Source organism: Nonomuraea composti (assembly GCF_012034275.1).
Classification (GTDB): domain Bacteria; phylum Actinomycetota; class Actinomycetes; order Streptosporangiales; family Streptosporangiaceae; genus Nonomuraea; species Nonomuraea composti.
In genome coordinates this window covers 60,351-83,522 of the sequence record NZ_JAATEP010000031.1, presented here as the reverse complement: position 1 = coordinate 83,522, position 23,172 = coordinate 60,351, and the positions used below count along the sequence as shown (strand labels likewise).

The 23,172-nt window shown below is 73.0% G+C and carries 16 protein-coding genes and 1 pseudogene; 13 read left to right on the top strand and 4 right to left on the bottom strand.

The features are described from left to right. Positions 1 to 68: 68 nt before the first annotated feature. The 6 genes from HCN51_RS35640 (at position 69) to HCN51_RS35615 (ending at position 8,758) form a co-directional block, all read left to right on the top strand. Positions 69 to 2,501 carry a beta-xylosidase/alpha-l-arabinosidase gene (locus HCN51_RS35640; RefSeq protein ID WP_168015795.1) on the top strand — a complete coding sequence of 811 codons (2,433 nt, stop codon included), beginning with the start codon at positions 69 to 71 and terminating at the stop codon, positions 2,499 to 2,501. Beyond that, on the top strand, positions 2,485 to 3,507 hold the full coding sequence (locus HCN51_RS35635; protein WP_080040421.1) for a LacI family DNA-binding transcriptional regulator: 1,023 nt from the start codon (positions 2,485 to 2,487) through the stop codon (positions 3,505 to 3,507). The genes HCN51_RS35640 and HCN51_RS35635 overlap by 17 nt, the downstream gene beginning before the upstream one ends. Before the next feature lie 43 nt (positions 3,508 to 3,550). Beyond that, complete coding sequence (locus tag HCN51_RS35630; RefSeq protein ID WP_168015793.1) at positions 3,551 to 4,609, top strand: NAD(P)-binding domain-containing protein; 1,059 nt, start codon at positions 3,551 to 3,553, stop codon at positions 4,607 to 4,609. Between the two features lie 138 nt (positions 4,610 to 4,747). Then, a complete protein-coding gene (locus tag HCN51_RS35625) occupies positions 4,748 to 6,427 on the top strand; it encodes a serine/threonine-protein kinase (RefSeq protein ID WP_168015791.1) in 1,680 nt (559 codons plus the stop codon). Positions 6,428 to 6,519: 92 nt separating this feature from the next. Continuing rightward, the gene (locus HCN51_RS35620) at positions 6,520 to 7,482 is read left to right on the top strand and encodes a coiled-coil domain-containing protein (protein WP_346433907.1); all 963 of its coding nucleotides are present in this window, start codon (positions 6,520 to 6,522) and stop codon (positions 7,480 to 7,482) included. A 127-nt stretch (positions 7,483 to 7,609) separates the two neighbouring features. Beyond that, positions 7,610 to 8,758, top strand: a complete 1,149-nt coding sequence (locus HCN51_RS35615) for an iron-containing redox enzyme family protein (RefSeq protein ID WP_206068270.1) — start codon at positions 7,610 to 7,612, stop codon at positions 8,756 to 8,758. On the opposite strand, the gene HCN51_RS35610 is transcribed toward HCN51_RS35615, so the two are convergent. After that, entirely contained in the window at positions 8,737 to 9,477 is a 741-nt protein-coding gene (locus tag HCN51_RS35610) for a class I SAM-dependent DNA methyltransferase (protein WP_168015789.1), read from the bottom strand. The two genes, HCN51_RS35615 and HCN51_RS35610, sit on opposite strands and share 22 nt — an antisense overlap. Positions 9,478 to 9,632: 155 nt before the next feature. Here HCN51_RS35610 and HCN51_RS62540 point away from each other — a divergent pair. After that, a pseudogene (locus tag HCN51_RS62540) lies at positions 9,633 to 9,755 on the top strand (hypothetical protein); the annotation flags it as partial. Here HCN51_RS62540 and HCN51_RS62535 read toward each other — a convergent pair. The 3 genes from HCN51_RS62535 to HCN51_RS35590 form a co-directional block, all read right to left on the bottom strand. Beyond that, positions 9,719 to 10,933, bottom strand: a complete 1,215-nt coding sequence (locus HCN51_RS62535) for a glycosyltransferase family 2 protein (protein WP_206068269.1) — start codon at positions 10,931 to 10,933, stop codon at positions 9,719 to 9,721. The pseudogene HCN51_RS62540 and the gene HCN51_RS62535 overlap by 37 nt on opposite strands. Positions 10,934 to 10,983: 50 nt before the next feature. Then, positions 10,984 to 12,477, bottom strand: a complete 1,494-nt coding sequence (locus HCN51_RS35595) for a sugar ABC transporter ATP-binding protein (RefSeq protein WP_346433906.1) — start codon at positions 12,475 to 12,477, stop codon at positions 10,984 to 10,986. 65 nt (positions 12,478 to 12,542) lie between these two features. Next, positions 12,543 to 13,343 carry a DeoR/GlpR family DNA-binding transcription regulator gene (locus tag HCN51_RS35590; protein WP_222108205.1) on the bottom strand — a complete coding sequence of 267 codons (801 nt, stop codon included), beginning with the start codon at positions 13,341 to 13,343 and terminating at the stop codon, positions 12,543 to 12,545. Between the two features lie 163 nt (positions 13,344 to 13,506). On the opposite strand from HCN51_RS35590, the gene HCN51_RS35585 reads away from it, so the two are divergent. From HCN51_RS35585 to HCN51_RS35560, 6 genes are all read left to right on the top strand, one after another. Next, complete coding sequence (locus HCN51_RS35585) at positions 13,507 to 16,023, top strand: PA14 domain-containing protein (RefSeq protein ID WP_206068268.1); 2,517 nt, start codon at positions 13,507 to 13,509, stop codon at positions 16,021 to 16,023. A gap of 61 nt (positions 16,024 to 16,084) precedes the next feature. Beyond that, positions 16,085 to 17,152 carry an ABC transporter substrate-binding protein gene (locus HCN51_RS35580; protein ID WP_080040414.1) on the top strand — a complete coding sequence of 356 codons (1,068 nt, stop codon included), beginning with the start codon at positions 16,085 to 16,087 and terminating at the stop codon, positions 17,150 to 17,152. Between the two features lies 1 nt (position 17,153). After that, positions 17,154 to 18,683: a sugar ABC transporter ATP-binding protein gene (locus HCN51_RS35575; protein ID WP_168015787.1), complete on the top strand. Its 1,530-nt coding sequence runs from the start codon at positions 17,154 to 17,156 to the stop codon at positions 18,681 to 18,683. Further along, positions 18,676 to 19,647, top strand: a complete 972-nt coding sequence (locus HCN51_RS35570) for an ABC transporter permease (protein WP_080040412.1) — start codon at positions 18,676 to 18,678, stop codon at positions 19,645 to 19,647. The genes HCN51_RS35575 and HCN51_RS35570 overlap by 8 nt, the downstream gene beginning before the upstream one ends. Beyond that, positions 19,644 to 20,597, top strand: coding sequence for an ABC transporter permease (locus tag HCN51_RS35565; protein ID WP_080040411.1), 954 nt, complete (start codon positions 19,644 to 19,646; stop codon positions 20,595 to 20,597). The genes HCN51_RS35570 and HCN51_RS35565 overlap by 4 nt, the downstream gene beginning before the upstream one ends. Before the next feature lie 231 nt (positions 20,598 to 20,828). Then, positions 20,829 to 23,144, top strand: a complete 2,316-nt coding sequence (locus tag HCN51_RS35560; RefSeq protein WP_168015785.1) for a serine/threonine-protein kinase — start codon at positions 20,829 to 20,831, stop codon at positions 23,142 to 23,144. Positions 23,145 to 23,172: the final 28 nt, after the last annotated feature.

Here is a 23,172-nt window from a genome sequence, read left to right as displayed (position 1 = left end):
TTGCCCATCGGTGTCGAAACATTTCGAAAACTTGCGGCAGCACAGCACCTCTTTAAGGAGCGCACCACATGACGGCTCTTGATCGGACCCCGACGGCGGAGCGGGCAGTGCGCCCGTGGCAGGACCCGGCGCTCGCCGTGGCCGACCGAGTCGAAGCCCTCCTTGCGGAGATGACCCTTGAGGAGAAGATCGGCCAGCTCGGCAGCCGGTGGCTGGGCAACGACATGAGCTCCGGTGACGAGCCGGAGCCCGAGCCCGGCGCCGAACCGCTGAACGTGGCGCCGATGCAGGACGTGTTCGCCGCCTCCGGCACCGTGCCGCTGGAGGAGGCGGTCCGCCACGGGCTCGGCCACCTGACCCGCGTGCACGGCAGCGCCCCGGTCACCCCGGCGCAAGGCGCGGCCGAGGTGGTCCGCCAGCAGCACGCCGTCGTCGCGGCGTCCAGGCTCGGCATCCCCGCCATCGTGCACGAGGAGTGCCTGACCGGCTTCACCGCCTACGGGGCCACCGTCTACCCGGCGGCCATCGCCTGGGCCGCCACGTTCGACCCCGGGCTCGTCGAGCGGATGGCCGCCGCGATCGGCCGCGACATGCGGGCCGTGGGCGTGCACCAGGGGCTGTCGCCCGTCCTCGACGTGGTGCGCGACTACCGGTGGGGGCGGGTCGAGGAGACCATGGGCGAGGACCCGTACGTCGTCGCCACGCTCGGCGCCGCCTACGTGCGCGGCCTGGAGAGCGCCGGCGTCATCGCCACCCTCAAGCACTTCGCCGGCTACTCCGCCTCGCGCGCCGCCCGCAACCACGGGCCCGTGCCGATGGGCCGGCGCGAGCTGATGGACATGATCCTGCCGCCGTTCGAGACCGCCATCGCGCTGGGCGGCGCCCGCTCGGTGATGAACTCCTACGCCGACGTGGACGGCGTCCCCGCCGGGGCCGACCCGTGGCTGCTGACCGAGGTGCTGCGCGAGGAATGGGGGTTCACCGGCACCGTCGTCTCCGACTACTGGGCCGTGCCGTTCCTGGCCAGCATGCACCTGGTCGCCGCCGATCACGAGGAGGCCGGCGTGCTCGCGCTCGGCGCGGGCATCGACGTCGAGCTGCCCGACACGCTCGGCTTCGGGCAGCACCTGGCCGAGCGGGTGCGGCGCGGCGAGCTGCCGGAAGCCGTCGTCGACCGGGCGGTGCGCCGCCTGCTCACCCAGAAGGCCCAGCTCGGGCTGCTCGACCCCGGCTGGACGCCGGAGGGCTCCGTCGCCGGCGCCGGGTCCGTGGACATCGACTCGCCCGCCAACCGGGCCCTGGCCAGGGAGCTGGCCGAACGGTCGATCATCCTCCTCGACGCGGGCACCGCGCTGCCCCTCCTCGAGGAGCACGGCGGCACGGCACCGCGCCGGGTGGCGCTGGTCGGGCCCGCCGCGCACGACCCCCGCACGTTCATGGGCTGCTACGCCTTCCCCAACCACGTGCTGCCCCGCCACCCCGGCCTCGGCCTGGGCATCGAGGCGCCCACCGTGCTCGACGCGCTCACCGCCGAGCTGCCCGGAGCGGAGATCCGCTACGCCAAGGGCTGCGACGTGCGCGGCGACGACCGCTCGGGCTTCGCCGACGCCGTGGCCGCCGCCCGCGACGCCGACGTGTGCGTGGCCGTCGTGGGCGACCTGGCCGGCCTGTTCGGGCACGGCACGTCGGGCGAGGGCTGCGACGCCGAGGACCTGCGGCTGCCCGGCGTGCAGGCCGACCTGCTGGCCGAGCTGGCCGCCACCGGCACGCCGCTGGTCGTGGTCGTCGTCTCGGGCCGCCCGTACGCGCTGGGCGAGATCCACGAGCACGCCGCCGCGCTGGTCCAGGCGTTCATGCCCGGCGAGGAGGGCGGCGCGGCCATCGCCGGCGTGCTGTCCGGCCGGGTCCAGCCGGTCGGCCGGCTGCCGGTGCAGATCCCGCGCCACCCGGGCGGGCAGCCGGGCACGTACCTGCAGCCGCCGCTGGGCACCGACAGCCACGGCATCAGCAACCTCGACCCGACGCCGCTGTTCCCTTTCGGCTACGGCGCCTCCTACACCACCTTCGAGGTCACCGGCCTGCGGCTGAGCGACGAGGAGGTGCCCACCGACGGCGAGTTCACCGCGACGGTCACCGTCCGCAACACCGGCGGCCGGGCCGGGGAAGAGGTCGTCCAGCTCTACCTGCACGACCTCCTGGCCCAGGTCACCAGGCCTGTGCGGCAGCTCACCGGTTACGCGCGGGTCCGGCTGGAGCCGGGCGAGAGCGCCGAGGTGGCCTTCCTCGTGCACGCCGACCGCACCGCCTTCACCGGCCGCGACCTGCGCCGCGTCGTCGAGCCCGGCGACGTCGAGGTGCTGGCCGGCACGTCGGCGGCGGACCTGCCGTGCCGCGGCGTCGTACGATTGACCGGCCCGGCCAGGCACGTCGGCCACGACCGGCGGCTCGTCACTCCCGCAGAGGTGCGGGGGCGAGGGGGTGCGGATGCCATCCAGTCCTAGACGCGCCACGCTGGCCACGGTCGCGGCCTCCGCCGGAGTGTCGGTCGCGACCGTCTCCAAGGTGCTCAACGGCCGCAGCGACGTCTCGCCCGCGACCCGTTCGCTCGTGCAGTCGCTGCTGCAGCAGCACGACTACGTCGCTCCCGCGCCGCGCCGCGAGCCGCCGGGGCTGGCCACGGTGGAGCTGCAGTTCGACGCCGACCTCAACGCGTACTCGACCGAGATCATCCAGGGCGCGGTGGCGGCGGGCGCGGAGGCCGGCATCGGGATCGTCGTCAGCATCAGGAGCGGCACCGCCCGCACCACCGCCTGGGCCCGCCAGCTCGTGGCCGCCGGGCGGCGGGCGCTGATCGCCGTCACCGGCGAGCTCACCTCCGGGCAGCCCGCCGCGCTGGCCAGGGCGCGGCTGCCGCTCGTGCTCATCGACCCGCTCAACCTGCCGCGCACCCGCGTCACCAGCATCGGCTCCACCAACTTCGCCGGCGGCCTGTCCGCCACCCAGCACCTGCTCTCGCTCGGGCATCGCCGTATCGCCTACATCGGCGGGCCCCCCGCCGCGGCCTGCAACCAGGCGCGGCTGCACGGCTACCGGGCGGCGATGGAGGCGGAGGGGGCGCCGGTGCTGCCCGGGTACGTCCGGTCCGGGCACTTCCGCTACCACGACGGCATGGCGAGCGGGGCGGCGGTGCTCGACCTGCCGCACGCCCCGACGGCGATCTTCGCCGGCTGCGACGAGGTGGCCGTGGGGGTCATGGAGGCGGCGCGGGCGCGCGGGCTGCGCATCCCCGAGGACCTGAGCATCGTGGGGTTCGACGACACCCAGATCGCGCAGCTCACCTCGCCGCCGCTGACGACCGTCCGGCAGCCGCTGCGGGAGATGGGCGGGGTCGCCCTGCGCACGGCGCTGCGGCTGGCGGCCGGGGAGAAGGTCGACTCCCACCACGTGGAGCTGGCCACCGAGCTGGTCGTGCGCGGCTCGACCGCGCCGGTGCCCGATCGCGGCTGAACTCCAGGGAAGAGGCGGCGGCCGATCACGGTTGCAGCCTGACGTGGAGCTGAGCGAGGCCGTGGTGATCGGCGCCGGGCAGGCGGGCCTGTCGAGCGCGTACTTCCTGCGCAGGTACGGCGTCGAGCCGGTCGTCCTGGACGCCGGCCACGGCCCGGGCGGGGCCTGGCGGCACCGCTCGCCCACGCTGACCATGGAGAAGGTGCACGGCGTCTTCGACCTGCCCGGCCTGGGGCGGCAGGAGGCGGGCGGCGAGCCCGGTCGCCCGGCCGCCGAGGTGGTGCCCGCGTACTACGCCTCCTACGAGAGCGCGACCGGCCTGCGGGTGGTGCGCCCGGTGCGGGTCACGGCCGTGCGGGAGGGCGCGCGGGGGCGGCTGGCGGTCGAGACGGACGCGGGGGAGTGGCAGGCCAGGGCCGTGGTCAACGCGACCGGCACGTGGACGCGCCCGTACTGGCCGTACTACCCGGGAGCCGCCGGCTTCCAGGGCCGGCAGCTCCACTACGCCGCCTACCGGGGGCCGCGGGAGTTCGCGGGGCGCCGCGTCGTCGTGGTCGGCGGCGGGGCGTCGGCGATGCACGTGCTGTCGGAGCTGGCCGGGGTGACCGCCGCCACGGTGTGGGTCACCCGCCGGCCGCCCGTCTTCCGCGACGACGACTTCGGGACGGAGGCCAGGCGCGCGGCCGTGGCCATGGTCGAGTCGCGCGTCCGGGCGGGCCTGCCGCCGCAGAGCGTCGTCAGCGTGACCGGCCTGACCTACAGCACCGTCGTCAGGGAGGCGATGGAGAAAGGCGCGCTGCACCGGCTGCCGATGTTCGGCCGCGTCACCGGCGACGGCGTGGCGTGGGACGACGGCACCCGCGTGCCCGCCGACGTGATCATCTGGGCCACCGGCTTCCGCGCCGCCCTCGACCACCTCGCCCCGCTGCGCCTGCGCGAGCCGGGCGGCGGCATCCGCGTGGACGGCACCCAGGTGGTGAAGGAGCCCCGCCTCCAGCTCGTCGGCTACGGCCCCTCGGCCAGCACGATCGGCGCCAACCGGGCCGGCCGCGAGGCCGCCCGCAACGTGCGCGCCCTCCTGTCCGGCCGCCTCGCCGCCTGAGCTTTTCTCCTAGCCCGCATAGTAGACATGCCGATTGCGGCACGGTTCCGGTTACTCGCACGAAGGGACTCGACACGAGCGGTGACGCCGGGATAGCGTCCCGACATCAGGATCTATATCCGGTCAGGAGGTCCCAGCATGGAGGTTCCCGGCTACACGGAGATCCGGGAACTCGGCCACGGCGGGACCGGCCGGGTGATGCTCGCCGTCCGCGAATCCGACGGCCTGGCCGTCGCCGTCAAGCACTTATCCGAGGCCTTACGCCACGACACCGCCTTCCTGACCCGCTTCCGCTCCGAAGCCCTGGTCATCAAAGAGATCGACAGCCCGCACACCGCCCGCGTGCTCGACTACGCCGAGACCGGCGACGACGCCGCCATCATCATGGAGCTGGTGGAGGGCGTCACGCTGCGGCGGCTGCTGGAGCACGAGGGCGCCACCGGCCCCGAGGCCGCGCTCACCGTGCTGAAGGGGGCGCTGCTCGGCCTGGCCGAGGCGCACCGGCACGGCGTCGTGCACCGCGACTTCAAGCCCGAGAACGTCCTGATCACCCAGGACGGCGACAGCAAGCTCGTCGACTTCGGCGTGGCCGCCCACGTCGGCGAGACCGCCGAGCTGTCCGGCACCCCCTCCTACATGGCGCCCGAGCAGTGGGACGACGCCCCCGCCGGGCCGCAGACCGACGTGTACGCCGCCGCCCTCGTCTTCTACGAGTGCCTGACCGGCCACCGCGCCTTCCACGCCGAGAACGTCGCCGCCCTGGCCTACCAGCACCAGCACGTGCCGCCCCCGCTGGACGACGTCGAGGAGCCGCTGCGCCCGCTGGTCGAGCACGGCCTGGCCAAGGACCCCGCCGACCGGCCGGAGTCGGCGCAGGCGTTCCTCGCCGAGATGGAGGAGGCCGCCCGCGCCGCGTACGGGGAGGACTGGGAGCTGCGCGGGCGCACCGGCCTCGGCATCCTCACGCTGCCGCTGGCCGCGTTGCTGCCCAGGCCGCAGGCGGTCACCGACGCCGGCACCGCCACGACCCTGTTCCACAACGTGCTCTCGCCCGCGAGCAAGCTGGCCGTGACCGGCGGGCTCGTGCTGGCGACCGCGGCGGCGGTGGCGTCGGCGTTCGTGATCCTGGGCGGCGGGCCGGAGCCGGAGAGCGGCACGGCGCTGCCGCCCGCCACGTCGGGCCCGCCGCCCCTCGGCCTGCCGTCCAGCGGGCCGCCCACGATGGTGCCCGGCTCGCCGACCCCTGAGACGCCGACGACGCCGCCGGTCCCCACGCCGGAGGAGCCGATCGTGGTGACGCCGCCGATCACGTACGGGGAGCCGCCGGCCCCCCAGCCTTCACCGAGCGCGGAGCGGCCTACCGGCGACCCCACCCGTGCGCCGACCAGGACCCCCACCGAGCGGCCGACCAGCACGGGAGCGCCGGCGCCGACCACCCGCCCGGCCACCCGCCCGCCCGCCACCCCGCGCCCCGAGAGCCCGCCCCGCGACGACCCCTCCAGCGAGAACCCGCCGCCCAAGGACGACGACCCGCCCGCCACCACGCAGGCCCCGACGACCCGCGCGCCCGACCCGGCCCCCACCAAGGTGAAGGAGCCGCTGATCTCGGTCTCGGTCAGCGTGTCGCTCGGCCTGCCGCTGCTCGGCGGCGACGGCGACAAGCTGGTGGACGCCGACGTCGGCCTGGGCCTCGGCTCCAGCCTCCTGGGCCTCGTGCTGGTGCCCGGATCGGCGCTGGCCGGCCGGCAGATCGTGGCCCGCCGGGTACGCAGACGCCGCGAAGCGGAAAAGCCGGAAGTTGCGCACGAGGACGGATGATCCTCTACTATCGTGCGTCGAATAGAGGGCATCCCCCGGACCTGATTTCCCCATGACCGGAACCTGCCCTGCGGCTCGGGCTAAGGAGAAGCGTGGCGGTTGCGTCCCCCGCCGCCGTGATCGTCGCGGTGATCGTGCTCGCCGCAGCTCCCGCCGTGGCCGAGCCCAAGCCCGGTGTCAAGCAGCTCAAGAAGGAGCTGGCGAGCCTGCAGAAGGGCTCCGACCAGCTCATCACCGACTACTACAACAGCCGCGTCGCCCACCAGAAGGCCGAGCGGGCCGAGAAGGCCGCCCGAGAGAAGCTGGCCGCCGCCCAGGACGTCTACGACCGCCACTCCACCGAGCTGCGCGCCATGGCCGTCGCCCGCTACATGGGCGGCGACCCCGGCCCGATGGCGCTGCTCGGCGGCGGCCAGGACCCCTCCACGCTGCTCAGCCGCATGGCCCTCACCCAGCAGGTGATCGACGAGGAGGAGGCCATGCTGCGCGGCTACGCCCAGGTCAGGGACGCGCGCAAGCAGGCCGAGCAGGAGGCCGCCGCGCGCGCCGAGGAGCTGGAGCGCACGCTCGGCGACCTGGAGGAGCGCAAGAAGAAGGCCGAGAAGCAGATCGAGAAGATCAAGGACAGGATCGACCTGCTCTACACCGCGCCCGGCATCCGGCGGCCCGACGGCACCTGGGTCCCGCAGCTCCCCCAGGGGGCCGACAACATCACGCCCCGGATGGCCTTGGTCAAGAAGCTCATCCAGGAGCGGTTCGAGGTGCCGTACGGGATCGGCTGCTACCGCGCCATCCAGGACGGCGGGGAGCACCCGCTCGGGCGGGCCTGCGACTTCATGCTCAGCCGGGGCGGCTCGTTCCCCTCGCCCGCCGAGCAGCGGCGCGGCGACGAGATCGCCGCCTGGGCGATCAAGAACGCCCGGCGGCTCGGCATCATGTACGTCATCTACCGGCAGCGGATCTGGCACGTCAGGACCGGCGCCTGGCGCACCATGTCCGACCGGGGCGGCACCACCGCCAACCACTACGACCACCCGCACATCTCGGTCTATTGACCTGCGGGTTTGCGCCGCCCGCCCGAGGGCACTCGCAGGGAGCGAGAAGGGGGGCACTCGTGAGAACGGCTGCTGCCGGTCAAGGACACTGCCGCGCGGGGGAGAAGGCGGCGGGCAGGAGCCCGCGATGAGACTTCCTGCGCCGCGCGGGCCCATCACCGCGACGCTCTTCCCCCACCTGACCCGCCCGCCCGCGGAGCACGACCTGGGGACGGCACTACGCGACGCCCTGCCGGGGGACGGGGTGCTGGGGGATGACGACTTCCAGCTCGCCCTGTTCGCCTGCTACGAGCTGCACTACCAGGGCTTCGACGACGTGGACGACCAGTGGGAGTGGGAGCCGTCGCTGCTGGCGGCGCGGGCGCTGCTGGAGGCCCGCTTCGAGCAGGCGCTCGCCCGCGCCGTGCCGCGCCCGCCCCTGGACGGGCCGCACGGGGTGCGGCGCGCGCTCAACGAGCTGGTCGCCGCCGACGACGGCCCGTCGCTGTCCGGCTACCTGGCGCGCCATGCCGACCGCCGCCAGTTCGAGGAGTTCGTCATCCACCGCTCGATCTACCATCTGAAGGAGGCCGACCCGCACACGTGGGCGATCCCCCGGCTGGCGGGCGGGCCGAAGGCGGCGCTGGTGGAGATCCAGTCCGACGAGTACGGCGGCGGCCGCCGCGAGCGCATGCACTCCGAGCTGTTCCGCGCCACCCTGCGCGGCCTGGGCCTGGACGACTCCTACGGCGCCTACCTGGACCGCGTCCCGGGCGTCACGCTCGCCATCTCCAACGTCATGTCGCTGTTCGGCCTGCACCGGCGGCTGCGCGGCGCCCTGGTCGGGCACCTGGCCGCGCTGGAGATGACCTCGTCCCTGCCGAACCGCCGCTACGGCGACGCGCTGCGCCGGCTCGGCGGCGACGCCGACGCCGTCCGCTTCTACGACGAGCACGTGCAGGCCGACGCCGTGCACGAGCAGATCGCCGCGCACGACCTGTGCGGCGCCTTCGCCGCCGCGCACCCGTCCGCCGCCGGGGACGTCCTGTACGGGGCCGCCTGCGCGCTGGAGCTGGAACGGCGGTGGGCGGGCCACGTCCTGGCCCGCTGGGAACGAGGGATCACCTCGCTGTCCGGGCGGCTGGCCGGGCCGCTGGACGGGCCGCTGGACGGGCCGCTGGGTGGGCCGCTGGACGGCAGGCACGCCGAGCCGGCCCGCGACCAGCCCGAGGCCGGCCGGCGGTCGCCCGCGTCCCGCGATGACGAGGCGGGCCGTCATTCCGCCGGGAGGCGGTAGACGGTGACGTGGGTGCGGCTGTCGTCCCCGAACGGCGCGCGGTGCCAGTCGGCCCACCGGTGCTCGCGCTCCATGCCCGCCAGCCGGGCCATCAGGTCCAGCTCGGCCGGCCAGGCGTAGCGGTGGTTGGCCGGCAGCAGCCGCACCCCCTCGCCGGTCAGCCGGATCTTCGTGGTCGCCATGTGCTGCTCGGCGGGCGAGATCCTGGCCGCCTCCGCCACCACCACGTCCTCGCCGAGCGACAGCAGCCGCAGGAACGCGCCCCGGTGGAAGGCCGCCAGGTCCGGCACCCACGCCTCCACCACGAACCGGCCGCCCGGCCGCAGGTGCGCGGCGGCGTTGCGGAAGCAGGCGACCTGGGCGTCCTGCGAGGGCAGCGCGAAGATCGTGTTCGTGGTGAGCGCGACCAGGCTGAACCTGCCCTCGACCCGCGTGGTGGCGAAGTCGCCCACGGCCACCCGCAGGTGCTCGCCGCCGGGCTTGGCCCGCAGCACCTCCACCATGTCGGGCGAGCCGTCGATGCCGGCCACCTCCAGCCCGCGCTCGGCCAGGGGCAGCGCCAGCCGGCCCGTGCCGATGCCGAACTCCAGCACGGGCCCGTCGCCGGCCAGCAGCTGGAGCTGCTCCACGGTGGCGTCGGTGGGCAGGTGCTCCACCGTGGCGTCGTAGATGTCGGAGATGCTCCGCCCGTACGCTGACGGGTCGAACGCGGCGGCCATCACCGGCCTCCTGCGCCTGAGCGGGACGGGCGGGACGATCGGCGCACGGCGGCTCCTCGCGAGTGACGGCGGGGGGGCACCGGTTCTGTTACCCGGCCGGTCCGCGCGCCAATCCCGCAGGTGAAGCGGGGTTCGCGCGGGGAAGGAGGACAGGCATGTCGCATCAGGGGGATGTCAGGGTGACGGTGACGCCGTGCGAGGACGGGCCGCTGCTGGTGCGGGGGCCGTTCGAGCTGGTGACTCAGGACGGGGAGGTGATCCCCGCGGGCCGGGCGACCGTCGCGCTGTGCCGCTGCGGGCGCTCGTCGACGAAGCCGTTCTGCGACGGCTCGCACAAGGCGACGGGCTTCCGCGCCTCCAGCGAGCCGGACCGCCGCCCCGACTGAGCCACCCGGAGCGACGACCGCACGGAGCGCGCTGCGCCGCGCAGCGACCGGACGAAGACTGATGGCCGCGCGGAGCCGACTGCGCCGCGCAGGGCGCGGGCGAAGAGCGACGGCCGCGCGGAGCCGGCCGCCCGGCGCAGTGAGCGGGCGGAGTGGGCCGCGCGGCGGAGCCGGCGCCCCGCGTACGGGACGCCGCCGCACAGCGCCGCCCCCAGGGCGAGCCAGCTGCAGGTGGCCCGCTCCAGGACCCAGACGGGCGCGAACAGCGGCGCCGTGGCGGGGAAGACGTGCCGGCCGCCCGCCCGCCGCCGCCCCAGCTCGGCCAGCGCCACGGCCGCGCCGGCGCCGGCGGCCACGGGAGCGCAGCGGCGCCGCACCGCGCAGGCGGCCAGCGCGGGCAGCACGGGCAGGAACAGCGCCATCCGCCAGGGCTGCGCCAGGTCGTCGTACGCCTGCCGGACGCGCTGGCTCCAGAAGCGCCGGGCGTCGGGCGGCCGGCGCGGCACGTACAGGTCGAGCGGCCACAGCTCCCGCCCGCCGTGCGCGCGCACGGTGCGGACCAGCTCGAGGTTCTCGAACAGCACGTCCCCGTCGTAGCCGCCCATGTGGTGGAAGAACGAGCGGCGCACGCCGAACGTGCCGGGGTAGTCGGCGCCGAGGCCGCGGTTGAGCAGGGTCCTCGCGGTGTCCCAGAGGGCGTGCCAGGGGGCCGGGTCGAAGTGGTTCTGCGGGCGGACCAGCTCGGCGTCGTCGAGGAGGGCGTCGATCCTGGCCAGGGTGTGCTCGTCGTGGCGGACGTCGTCGTCGGCGATGACGACGTGCTCGGCCCGGGCCAGCCGCAGGCCGGTCAGCACGCCGTTCACCTTGCCGTTGGCGAAGCGCAGGTCGGCGGCCGGTCTGACGTGCGCGGCCAGGCCGCGCCAGGCGGCGGCGTGCCGCTCGAACAGCTCCTGGGGTGAGCCGTCCACGACGATCACCCGCGCGTGCCGGCTCACCCCGCGCAGGTAGGCGGTCAGCTCCCCGAGGCCGGAGTCGTCCTCCCAGCGCAGGGGGAGCACGTAGTCGATCATGCAGGCTGCCCCCGTTCCCCCTTACTACGACCTGCCCGTACGGGGGCGCGCTAGTCCTTGGCGAGGGCGGCCAGCAGGCGGTCCTCGGTGACCTCGGGGCCGGTGAGCTGCTCGGTGATGGCGCCGTCGCGCAGCACGACCACGCTGTCGCAGTTCTCCACCAGCTCGGCCACGTCGGAGGAGATGAGCAGGATGGCCAGGCCGTCCACGGCCAGCTCGTCGAGCAGCGCCTGCATCTCCAGCTTGGTCGCCACGTCCACGCCCCTGGTGGGCTCGTCGAGCAGCAGCACCTTGGGGTGCATGGCCAGCCAGCGGGCCAGCAGCACCTTCTGCTGGTTGCCGCCCGACAGCTCGCCGGCCGGCTGGCGGGGCGAGACGGCCTTGATGCCGAGCCGCCGCATGAACGTGGCCACGATGCTGTCGACCTGCGTGTCGGACACGATGCCGGCCCGGGACAGGCGGGGCAGCGCGGCTAGGGCGATGTTGTCGCGTACCGACAGGGTCGGCACGATGCCCTCGGTCCTCCTGTTCTCCGGCACGAGGCCGATCCCGGCGCGTACGGCGCTCCTGACCGACCACTTGCGTGCCCGCGCGCCCGCCACGGTGACCTGGCCGGCGTCCACCGGCAGCGCGCCGGCGATGGCGCGCGCGGTCTCGCTGCGGCCGGCGCCGAGCAGGCCGCCGAGGCCGACGACCTCGCCGGCCCGCATCTCCAGCGACACCCCGTCCAGCATGTGGTGGCGGGTCAGCCCCTTGGCCTCCAGGACGGGCGCGTCGGCGGGCACGTCGGGCTCGCCCGCCTGCGGCGCGGCCCCGGCCGGGTGGTGGAAGGGCCGGCCGAGCATGAGCGAGACCAGCCGCAGCCGGTCGAGCCCGGCCAGCGGGCCGGTGTGCACGACGCGGCCCTCGCGCAGCACGGTGACGCGGTCGCAGATCCCGTACAGCTCCTCCATGCGGTGGGTGACGTAGATGACCGAGCGGCCCTGCTCGCGCAGCCGGGCCACGGCCGCGAACAGGGTGTGCAGCTCGGCGTGGTCGAGCGCGGTGGTGGGCTCGTCCATGATGACCAGGCGGGCGTCGGCGGAGGCGGCCCGGGCCAGCGCCACGATCTGGCAGGCGCCCTCGCCGAGCGACCCGAGCGGGCGGCGCACGTCCACCTCCAGCCCGTACGCGGCCAGCATCTCCTCGGCGCGGGCGTGCACGGCCCCGGCGTCGATCAGCCCGAGGCGGTTGCGCGGCTCCCTGCCCAGCAGCAGGTTGCGGGCCACGCTCATCGTCGGCACCAGGTTCGTCTCCTGGTGGATGGTGGCGATCCCGGCCCGCCGGGCGTCGGCGGGCCCGGCGAACCTGACGGGCTCGCCCAGCAGGCGCAGCTCGCCCGCGTCGGGCTGGTGCACGCCCGACAGCACCTTCACGAGCGTGGACTTGCCCGCGCCGTTGCCTCCGACCAGGGCGTGCACCTCGCCGGTGCGCACGGACATGGTGACGTGGTCGAGGGCGGTGACACCCTGGAACGCCTTGAGAACGCCAGCGACCTGTAGCACGGTTGCCTCCGCCTCGATCGTGGTCGAGAAAGGAAACAATCCAGTAACGGCACTGTCACATTCGATCAGAACTGGGCGACGTGCAGGCGAACGCCCCGCGCGCTCAGGTCGTCGAGCACGTCGCGGGGCGCGGCGTCGTCGGTGACCAGGTGGTCGATGCGGTCGGGCGGCACGGTCTGCACCATCGTGTCGACGCCGACCTTGGTGTGGTCGGCCAGCACCACGACCTCCTCCGCCGCCGCCGCCAGCGCCCGGTCGACGCCGGCCACCTGCATGTTGGGGGTGGACAGGCCGCGCTCGGCGGTCAGCCCGTTGCCGGAGATGAACGCCCGGCGCACCCGCAGCCCGGCCAGCGACTGCTCGGCCGCGCTGCCCACCAGCGCCAGGATCGGGCCGCGCAGCGTGCCGCCGGTGAGCATCACCTCGATGCGCGGCGAGCCGGCCAGCACCTGGGCGACCAGCAGCGAATTGGTGACCACGGCCAGCTCGGCGTGCCTGGTCAGGCGGCGGGCGAACTCCTGCGTGGTGGTGCCGGGGCCGATCACGATGGCGTCGCCGTCCTCGACGAGCGCCCCGGCCAGGTCGGCGATGGCGCCCTTCTCGGCCGCCTCCAGCGACACCTTGTGCGCGTAGCCGGCCTCGCGCGACAGCTCGCCGGGCAGGGTGGCGCCGCCGTGGTGGCGGTTGAGCAGGCCCTCCGACTCCAGCGCGCGCAGGTCGCGGCGGACGGTCACCTCGGAGGAGTGCACCGCCTGGGCCAGCTCGCGCAGCGACACGGCGCCGTTGGCACGCACCAGCTCCAGGATGCGCTGCCGGCGCTCGGCGGCGAACACGGGCCTGCGTCCGTCACTCTGCGTGTCGCTCACGGCCCGATCATAGTCGATCGCGACCGGGGCGTTCACCTCTGACCGAACGAGAACGAATCTGATCGGAAATCTTGACCGGCTGCGTCCGCTGGTGCTTACTTTGGAGCGTGTCAGGGTCAAAAGCTGTCCGAACCTGATCGGCTGCGTTGCGAAAGGACCCCCCGTGCGTAAGCGCCTCGCGTTGCTGCTGGCCGTACTGATGTCCGTGTTATGGCAGATGCCGGCCCCCGCCTCGGCAGCCCTTCCCGAGCGGAACGGGCTGCGCGGCGACTACTACCTCGCCTCGGCGGCGGGCACGTTCGACTTCGCCGAGCTCAAGGCGAGCATCATCGACCCGAACCTGGACCTGGCCGACCTGAACCCCACGTTCAAGCTGCTGACCGGCCGGGAGGACGACGTCACCGTCCGATGGACGGGACAGATCACCCCCAAGTACTCCGAGACCTACACCTTCTCCATGATCGGCGACAACGGCTTCCGCCTCTGGGTGAACGGGCAGCCGGTCATCGACCACTGGCTGGACGACTGGGACAAGGAGCAGGTCGGCACCCCCATCGCCCTTGAGGCGAACAAGAAGTACGACATCAAGGTCGAGTACTTTGAGCACTACGGCGGCGCCAACCTGCGGCTGCGCTGGCAGAGCCCCAGCCAGCCCAAGGCCGTCGTGCCCATGGAGGCGCTGACCGTGCCCGCCGACTTCCAGCCGGACGGCCCGTACGACGCCCGGCTCAACACCACCGGCGACCTGGTCACCCTGACCTACGCCAAGCCGCTCGCCGCGCTGCCCGCCGATGCCGCGCGCAAGCTCGCCGTCACCGTCGGCGCCGCCGCCTGGCCGGTCACCTCCGCGACGCAGAAGGGCCCCGAGACCGTCGAGCTCAAGCTGGGCGCCCAGGTCCCCGCGAAGGCGGGCAGCACCGTGCGCACCTCCTACGACGGCAACGGCGGCATCACCTACGCCGACGGCACCCCGCTGCCCGCCTACCCGTTCGCGCACGTCGTCAACGCCTCCACGTACGTGCTCAAGACGAAGTGGGCCGACCAGGTCGACAGGAACAACCCGCTGCCCGAGTACCCGAGGCCGCAGCTCGCCCGCGAGCGCTGGCGCAGCCTCAACGGCATCTGGCAGTTCGCGCCGGCCAAGGAGGGTGAGGCCGCGCCGATCGGCAAGGACCTGGCCGAGAAGATCGTGGTGCCGTACCCGGTGGAGTCGCAGCTGTCCGGGATCGGGCGGCACGAGGAGCGCATGTGGTACCGCAGGACGTTCGAGGTGCCGCGCGGCTGGCGCGGCGAGCGCCTGATGCTGCACCTCGACGCCGTCGACTGGGACGCCACCGTCTACGTCAACGGCAAGCAGGTCGCCACCCACAAGGGCGGCTACGACCGGATCAGCGCCGACGTCACCGACGCGCTCAAGGGCACCGGCCGGCAGGAGCTGGTGGTCGGCGTGTTCGACCCGACCGACGACGGCGCCCAGGCCATCGGCAAGCAGCGGCTCAGCCCGAGCGGCATCTGGTACACCTCGGCGTCCGGCATCTGGCAGACCGTCTGGATCGAGCCGGTCGCCAAGGACCACGTCGAGCGCGTGGACACCGAGCCCGACCTGCGCGGCCAGGCCCTGTACGTGACCGTGCACGGCTCGCCCGGCACCGCCACCGTGACCGCCAGGGACGGCGGCCGGATCGTCGGCACCGTGCGCGGCGAGACCGGCAAGGAGCTGCGCCTGCCCGTCCCGAACCCGAAGCTGTGGTCGCCCGACGACCCGCACCTGTACGACCTGGAGGTCCGGCTCAAGAACGACAAGGTGGAGTCGTACTTCGGGATGCGCTCCATCTCCGTCTCCGGCTGGCGGATGCTGCTCAACGGGCGGCCCGTCTTCCAGATCGGCCCGCTCGACCAGGGCTTCTGGCCCGACGGCATCTACACCCCGCCGACCGACGAGGCCCTGCGCTACGACCTGGAGCAGACCAAGGCGCTCGGCTTCAACGCGGTGCGCAAGCACACCAAGGTGGAGTCCGACCGCTGGTACTACCACGCCGACAAGCTGGGCCTGCTGGTCTGGCAGGACATGCCGGCCGCGTTCAAGACCACGGACCGGCCGCAGTTCGAGGCCGAGCTGAAGGAGATGGTGGACCAGCACCGCAGCAGCCCCTCGGTCATCATGTGGGTGCCGTTCAACGAGGGCTGGGGCCAGTACGACCAGGCGCGCATCGCCAACCTGGTCAAGAGCTGGGACCCCTCGCGCCTGGTCAACAACATGAGCGGCGTCAACTGCTGCGGCGCCGTGGACGGCGGCAACGGCGACGTCAAGGACTTCCACATCTACCCGGGCCCCGGCAACCCCGGCAAACCGTCCGGCAGCCGGGCCAACGTGATCGGCGAGTACGGCGGCCTGGCCCTGCCCATCGTCGGCCATACCTGGTCCGGCGGCGGCTGGGGCTACGCGGTCGAGCCCGACCCCGAGTCCCTGACCACCCGTTACGTGGGCATGGTCAAGGAGCTGGAGAAGCTGCACGCGTGCGAGCAGCTCAGCGCCGCGATCTACACCCAGACGACCGACGTCGAGACCGAGATCAACGGCCTCATGACCTACGACAGGGCGATCACCAAGCCCGACGTCAAGCGCGTCCACGACGCCCACAAGGCGCTCACGAGCGCGATCGACCCCACCTGCAGCTGATCCACCGCCGTGCCCGGGGCCCTCGTGCCCCGGGCACGGCACCTGATAGGAAGGACCCGCGATGACCCCCCACCTCCGGACGGCCGCCCTGGCCCTGGCCGTCCTCCTCACCGCGGCGGCCTGCGCCAAGGCGGAGGAGCCGCAGGCCGCGCCCGCCGCCACCGGCACCGCCGGGCAGCAGGTCGTCCAGAGCCCGAGCGGCTCCGCCGGCCCGACCTGCACGCTGCAGCAGTTCGGCGGCACGAAGTTCGACCTCAAGACGGCCGTGGTCGGCTTCTCCCAGTCGGAGAAGGAGGCCAACCCGTTCCGCATCGCCGAGACCAAGTCCATCAAGGACGAGGCCGCCAAGCTGGGCATCACCAACCTCAAGGTCACCAACGCCCAGTCGCAGTTCTCCAAGCAGATCACCGACGTGCAGCAGCTCATCGCCCAGGGCGTGCAGCTCCTCGTCATCGCGCCGCTCAATTCCGACGGCTGGGAGCCGGTGCTCCAGCAGGCCGCCGCGAAGAAGATCCCCATCATCACCGTCGACCGCAAGATCAACGCCAAGGCGTGCAGCGACTACCTGACGTTCATCGGCTCCGACTTCTACGAGCAGGGCAAGCGCGCCGCCGACCGGATGATCGAGGCGCTCGGCGGCAAGGGCAAGGTCGCTATTTTGCTCGGCGCGCCCGGCAACAACGTCACCACCGAGCGGACGAACGGCTTCAAGGACCGCGTCAAGGAGAAGGCGCCCGGCATCACGATCTCCTTCGAGCAGACCGGCGAGTTCGCCCGCGAGAAGGGGCAGCAGGTCACCGAGCAGCTCATCCAGTCCAACCCCGACATCAACGGCATCTACGCCGAGAACGACGAGATGGCGCTGGGCGCGGTCACCGCGCTCAAGGGCGCCGGCAAGGAGCCCGGCACCATCAAGATCGTGTCGGTGGACGGCACCCGCAGCGCCGTCCAGGGCATCGCCGACGGCTGGCTGTACGCGGTCATCGAGTCGAACCCGCGCTTCGGCCCCCTCGCCTTCGAGACCGCTCAGAAGTTCCTCGACGGCGCGGCCATCCCCGACAAGGTGATCATCTCCGACCGGGACTACACCGGCGAGAACGCCAAGGACTCCCTCGGTGAGGCGTACTGAGTTGGAAGCCGTACTCGAGGCCAAGGGGATCAGCAAACGCTTCCCCGGCGTGCTCGCCCTCGACGACGTGTCCCTCGCCCTGCGCCCGGGCGAGGTGCACGCACTGGTCGGCGAGAACGGCGCGGGCAAGTCCACCCTGATCAAGGTCTTCACCGGCGTCTACCGGCCGGACGGCGGCGAGCTGCGCTACCAGGGCGGCCCCGCCGCCTTCGCCACCCCCATGGAGGCCCAGCGTGCCGGCATCCAGACGATCTACCAGGAGGTCAACCTCGTCCCCATGATGTCGGTGGCCCGCAACCTGCTGCTCGGCCGCGAGCCGCGCGGCAGGTTCGGCGTGATCGACGCCGCCGCCATGTACGGCGAGGCCGAGCGCGTGCTGGCCGGCTACGGCGTCGAGACCGACGTCCGCCGCCCGCTGCGCACCCTCGGCGTGGGCGCGCAGCAGATGGTCGCCCTCGCACGGGCCGTGTCCGTCGACGCCCGCGTGGTCATCATGGACGAGCCCACCTCGTCGCTGGAGCCGCGCGAGGTCGAGACACTGTTCGGGGTGATCAGGAAGCTGCGCGAGCGCGGCATCGCCGTCATGTACGTCAGCCACCGCCTCGACGAGCTCTACCAGGTGTGCGACCGGGTGACCGTGCTGCGCGACGGCCGCCTCGCCCACACCGGGCCGCTGGCCGAGCTGGACCGGCTCAAACTCATCTCGCTCATGCTCGGCCGCGACCTGAACGAGGTCCGCTCCGACGGCCTGACCAGCTTCTCCCGCGACCACGCGGGCGAGCCGCACGGCAACGGGCAGGCCCCGGTCGTCGAGGCGCGCGGCCTGACCCGGCGGCACGTCCTCGACGGCGTGGACGTCAGCGTCCGGCCGGGCGAGGTCGTCGGGCTCGGCGGCCTGCTCGGCGCCGGGCGTACCGAGACGGCCAAGGCCATCGTCGGCGCGCTGCCGCTGGACGGCGGGCAGGTGCTCGTGGCCGGCGCGCCCCTGCGGGCCGGCTCGACCGCCGCCGCGATCAGGGCCGGCGTCAGCCTCCTGCCCGAGGACCGCAAGGCGGAGGGCATCATCCCCACCCTGTCCGTGCGCGAGAACATCGCCTTGGCCGCGCTGCCCGCCCTCGGCAGGGCGGGCGTCGTGTCCGAGGCGAAGATCGACCGGGTGGTCGAGATCTTCATGCGGCGGCTGAGGATCAAGGCCGCCTCACCCCACCAGCTCGTCTCCGAGCTGTCCGGCGGCAACCAGCAGAAGGTCCTGCTGGCCCGCTGGCTGGCCGTGCGGCCCAAGGTGCTGCTGCTGGACGAGCCCACCCGCGGCATCGACGTCGGCGCCAAGGCCGAGGTGCAGGCGCTCATCGACGAGCTGGCCGAAGAAGGGCTGGGCGTGCTGCTGATCTCCTCCGACCTGGAGGAACTGGTCGAGGGCGCCGACCGCATCCTCGTGCTGCGCGAGGGCGCGGTCGTGGGCGAGCTGTCGGGCGACGAGGTGACCGAGGAGAGGATCATGGCCACGATCGCGGAGCAGGCCGATGGCTGAGCTGACATCCAGGCAGGGCGGCCGGGTCGCCGTGCGCAAGCCGCAGGTCTACGCCTGGGTGCAGGACTACGGCGTGTACGCCGCCGTCCTGGCGCTCCTGCTGTTCAACGTGCTGTTCACCCCCCACTTCCTGGACGCCTCCAACTTCCGCACCCAGCTCGTCCAGGTCACCCCCATCGTGATCGTCTCGCTGGGCATGGCGCTCGTGATCGGCACCCAGGGCATCGACCTGTCCGTCGGCTCCGTGATGGCGCTGGCCGCCGCCCTCACCGTGCTCTACCTCGGATACGGCTGGCTGCCCGCCCTCATCGTCGCCGTCATCGGCGGTGCCGTCGTCGGAGCCGCGGGCGGGGCCCTGGTCGCCTACGTCGGCGTGCAGCCCATCGTCGCGACCCTCGCGCTGCTCGTCGGCGTGCGCGGCCTGGCCAACGTGCTCGTGCCGCAGCTCGTCGAGTTCCGCAACCCCGGCCTCATCGCCCTCGGCAGCAGCTCCGTCGCCGGGATCCCGGTCATCGTGCTCATCGCGGCGGCCCTGACCGTCATCGTCCTGTTCGTGGTGCGGCGCACCACGTTCGGCCGGCAGGTCGTCGCCATCGGCGGCAACCGCTCCGCCAGCGAGCTGTCCGGCCTGCCCGTCAAGCGGGTGCTGCTCACCGTGTACGTGATCTCCGGCCTGCTCGCCGCCCTGGCCGGCGTGCTCGCCACCGCCCGCCTCCAGGCCAGCGACCCCACCTCGCTCGGCCTGTTCATCGAGCTGTCGGCGATCACCGCCGTCGTCGTCGGCGGCACCCCCCTGACCGGCGGCCGCATCCGGGTGCTCAGCACCGTCATGGGCGCGCTGCTCATGCAGCTCCTCGCGGCCACGCTGATCAAGCACAACCTGCCGCAGTCGTGGACCCAGATGGTCCAGGCGGTCATCATCCTGGCCGCCGTCTACGCCACCAGGAAGCGGGGCACGAGATGAACCGCGAGCAGACCAGCCGCCTGCTCCAGCAGCACGGCGCCGTCATGGTGCTCGGGCTGCTGGTGATCGTCGGCAGCCTGGCCTTCGACTCCTTCGCCACCCCGGCCAACGCGGCCAGCGTCGTCGTGTCCTCCTCCTTCCTCGCGATCATCGCGATCGGCATGACGTTCGTCATCATCAGCGGCGGCATCGACCTGTCCGTCGGCTCGCTGTTCGTCCTCGGCGGCGTGCTCGCCGCCTACGGCTCCCGCCACGGGCTGCTCGCCGCCCTGCTGCTGCCGCTGGCCGTGTGCGGGATCGTGGGGCTGCTCCAGGGCCTGGTGATCGCGCGCACCGGGATGGCGCCGTTCATCGTCACCCTCGCCGGGCTGCTCGGCGTGCGCGGCCTCATGCTGGCCATCTCCGACGAGGGCGCCACCACGTACCTCGTCGAGGACCGCACCTTCGCCGCCCTCGGCCAGAACGAGCTCCTCGGCCTGTCCTACCCCGTCTACGTCACCATCGCCCTCGCCCTGGCCGCCATGGTGCTGCTCCAGCGCACCGGCTTCGGCCAGAACGTCTACGCCATCGGCGGCAACGAGCAGGCCGCCGCCCTCATGGGCGTGCCCGTCGCCCGCACCAAGGTGTACGTGTACGTCATGTCCGGCCTGCTCGCCGGCCTCGCCGGCGCGCTCAACGCCGCCCGCCTCTCCTCCGGCGTGACCATCCTCGGCATCGGCCTCGAACTCGACGCCATCGCCGCCGTCGTCATCGGCGGCACCCTCCTGACCGGCGGCGCGGGCGGCATCAGCGGGTCGGTGGCCGGGGTGCTGCTGCTGGGCGTCATCCAGAGCATCATCAACCAGGTCGGCAGCCTCACCTCCGCCTTCCAGCAGGTGGTCAGCGGCGCGTTCCTGGCACTCGTGGTGGTGGCGCAGAGGTTGCTGAGCAAGGCCCAGCGACTCACCTGACCCTCGGTCGTGGAGCATCCCTTCGCGGAGAAGCACCTTGTGCCGTGGAGCAACCCATCACGGCGAGGCACCCTTCACTCCGCAGCACCCTTCACGGCGAGGCACCTTTCGGTCCGCGGCACCCTTCACTGCGAGGCGCCCGTCGCCCCGGGAGCACCCCTTCACCTTGGAGCGCCATCGCCGGTCAGCAGGTGAAAGTGGGCTGCAACTTACAACGCCCATACTGCGCATATGCCGACTGAGCTGAGAGCAGGAGATCCCGCCGTTCTCGGAGGCCACGAAGTACGCGCACGCCTGGGCGAGGGTGGGCAGGGCGTCGTCTACCTGGGGGCGAACGACCAAGGCGAACGGGTGGCGATCAAATGGCTGCGCCCCCACCTCGCCGGCGACGCGGTGGCGGCCGAACGCTTCGCCAGGGAAGCGGCGGCCGCGCAGCGCGTAGCACCCTTCTGCACCGCACGGGTCCTGGCCACCGGCGTGCACGAGGAACGGCCCTACATCATCAGCGAGTACGTGGACGGCCCGTCCCTCGCCCGGGCCGTCGCCGAGCAGGGCCCCCGCACCGGAGCCTCCCTGCACCGCCTGGCCGTCGGCACCGCCACCGCCCTCGCCGCCGTCCACCAGGCCGGCATCGTGCACCGCGACTTCAGCCCCGCCAACGTCATCCTCGGCTCGGAAGGCCCCCGAGTGATCGACTTCGGCATCGCCAGAGCACTGGACGCGACCTCGGCCATCACCTCCATGCCGGTGGGCACACCCGCGTTCATGGCACCCGAGCAAATCCTCGGCCACCCGGCCGGGCCGGCGGCCGACCTGTTCGCGTGGGCCGCCACGATGGCGTTCGCGGCTACCGGAAGCGGCCCGTTCGACGCCGCAACCGTCCCGGACATCATCCAACGAGTCCTGCACGCCCCACCGAACCTCTCCCACCTCCCCGCCCCCCTCCACGACATCGCCACCGCCTGCCTCTCCAAGGACCCCGCCCTCCGCCCGACAGCCGAACAGGTGCTCGTCCGCCTCCTGGAACAACCGGCGGCCGGCCCCGCCCCCATCAACCAGGCATCGACCCTGGCCAGCGGCCCCCGCCAGCCACCGTGGCAACCCCCGAGCACGCCCCCGCCCTCTGCGGGCAGCATGCCAGGCTCGGGGACGCAGCTTCCTGGCCCGCAGGCTCCCGGCTCGGGGACGCAGCTTCCGGGCTCAGGCCCGCAGCCTCAGCCGGCGGCCTTGTGGTCGCCGCCGTCCGGGGCGGCGCCTGCTTTCGCGTCGCCCTCCGCGGAGCCGCTCCCTCCGAGCAACGCGCCGGATGCGCAGGTGCCGGGTGGCGCGCCCGGCTTTGGGCAGCAGACGCGGCCGCCCGCCTTTCACGCGCCCGCCTTCCAACCACCGCCCTACCAGCCGCCCGGTGGGCCGGAGTTCGGGCGGCAGCCGACCTGGCCGTCCCCGCAGCCGGCGCCGCGCCGCAGCGGGAGGAACTGGGCGATCGGCGCGAGTGTGGCGGCCGTGGCGCTGCTGGCGGCCATCGCCGTCGTCGTGGTCACCGTCGTCAACCGGCCGGCCGGCCCCCTGGCGCAGCCGACCCGGCTCACGTCCATCCCGGCGACACCGAGCCCGAGCCCGAGCTCGTCCCCGATCCCCACGGCGGGCCTGACCAGCGTCCGGCTTCCCGACACCACCGCCACCATCTACGAGAGCCCCGCCGACCCGATCAAGCTCACCACGTACCTCCTCAAGGACGCCAAGTCCGGCGACTGGGTGTACTACACGCGCGACTCCCTCACCGGCTCCTTCACTCCCTTCAAGAACATGTGGGAGAGCATGCTCTCACCGGACGGCCGCTACCTGGCCCAGCGCGGCAAGACCTTCGTGGACGGCTACGACAGCGTGGAGATCACCGACAAGGTGACGGCTCAGCGGTTCGAGATCCGTACCTCGAAGGAGCCGCTCAGCGCGTACGTACAGGCGTGGTCGCGCGACAGCACCCGCGTGCTCGTCAACGTCGGCAAGCCGGCGGGCGACACCTGGCAGTCCACGGGTTTCGCCATCGTGGACGTGATCAAGCGCGAGGCCACGCTCGCGTCCCTGCGTGAGGGCTCGCTCAAGGACATCAGGTACGGCTTCGACCACAACGACGCGGGCGTGGTGGCCCTGGCGCTCGACGCCCAGCAGCAGACGCTGCGCTTCTTCGACGCCGACGGCCGGCGCGTGCGTAGCGTGCCGAACGTGGGCGGGGGCATCGCCGACATGATGTTCTCGCCGTCGGGCAAGCGGTTCGTCACCGACTGCCCGGGGCTCGGCAACGGCAACAGCTGCGTCTACGAGTCGGCGACCGGCGCCGAGGTGATACGCGTCGTGACGCCCTGCTACGGCATGGCCACCTGGTACGACGAGGAGCACCTGGTCTGCTGGGTGAACCGGGGCGGCGGCAGCGGCCACCAGCAGGTGCAAGTGATCGACTTCGACGGCGCGTCGGTACGAACGATGGCCGACGTGCCGACCGGCGCCCCCGACCTCGACATGATCTACACCTTCACCCGCCGCAACTAGCCCCGCAACACCGGCCGCGACCAGGGCC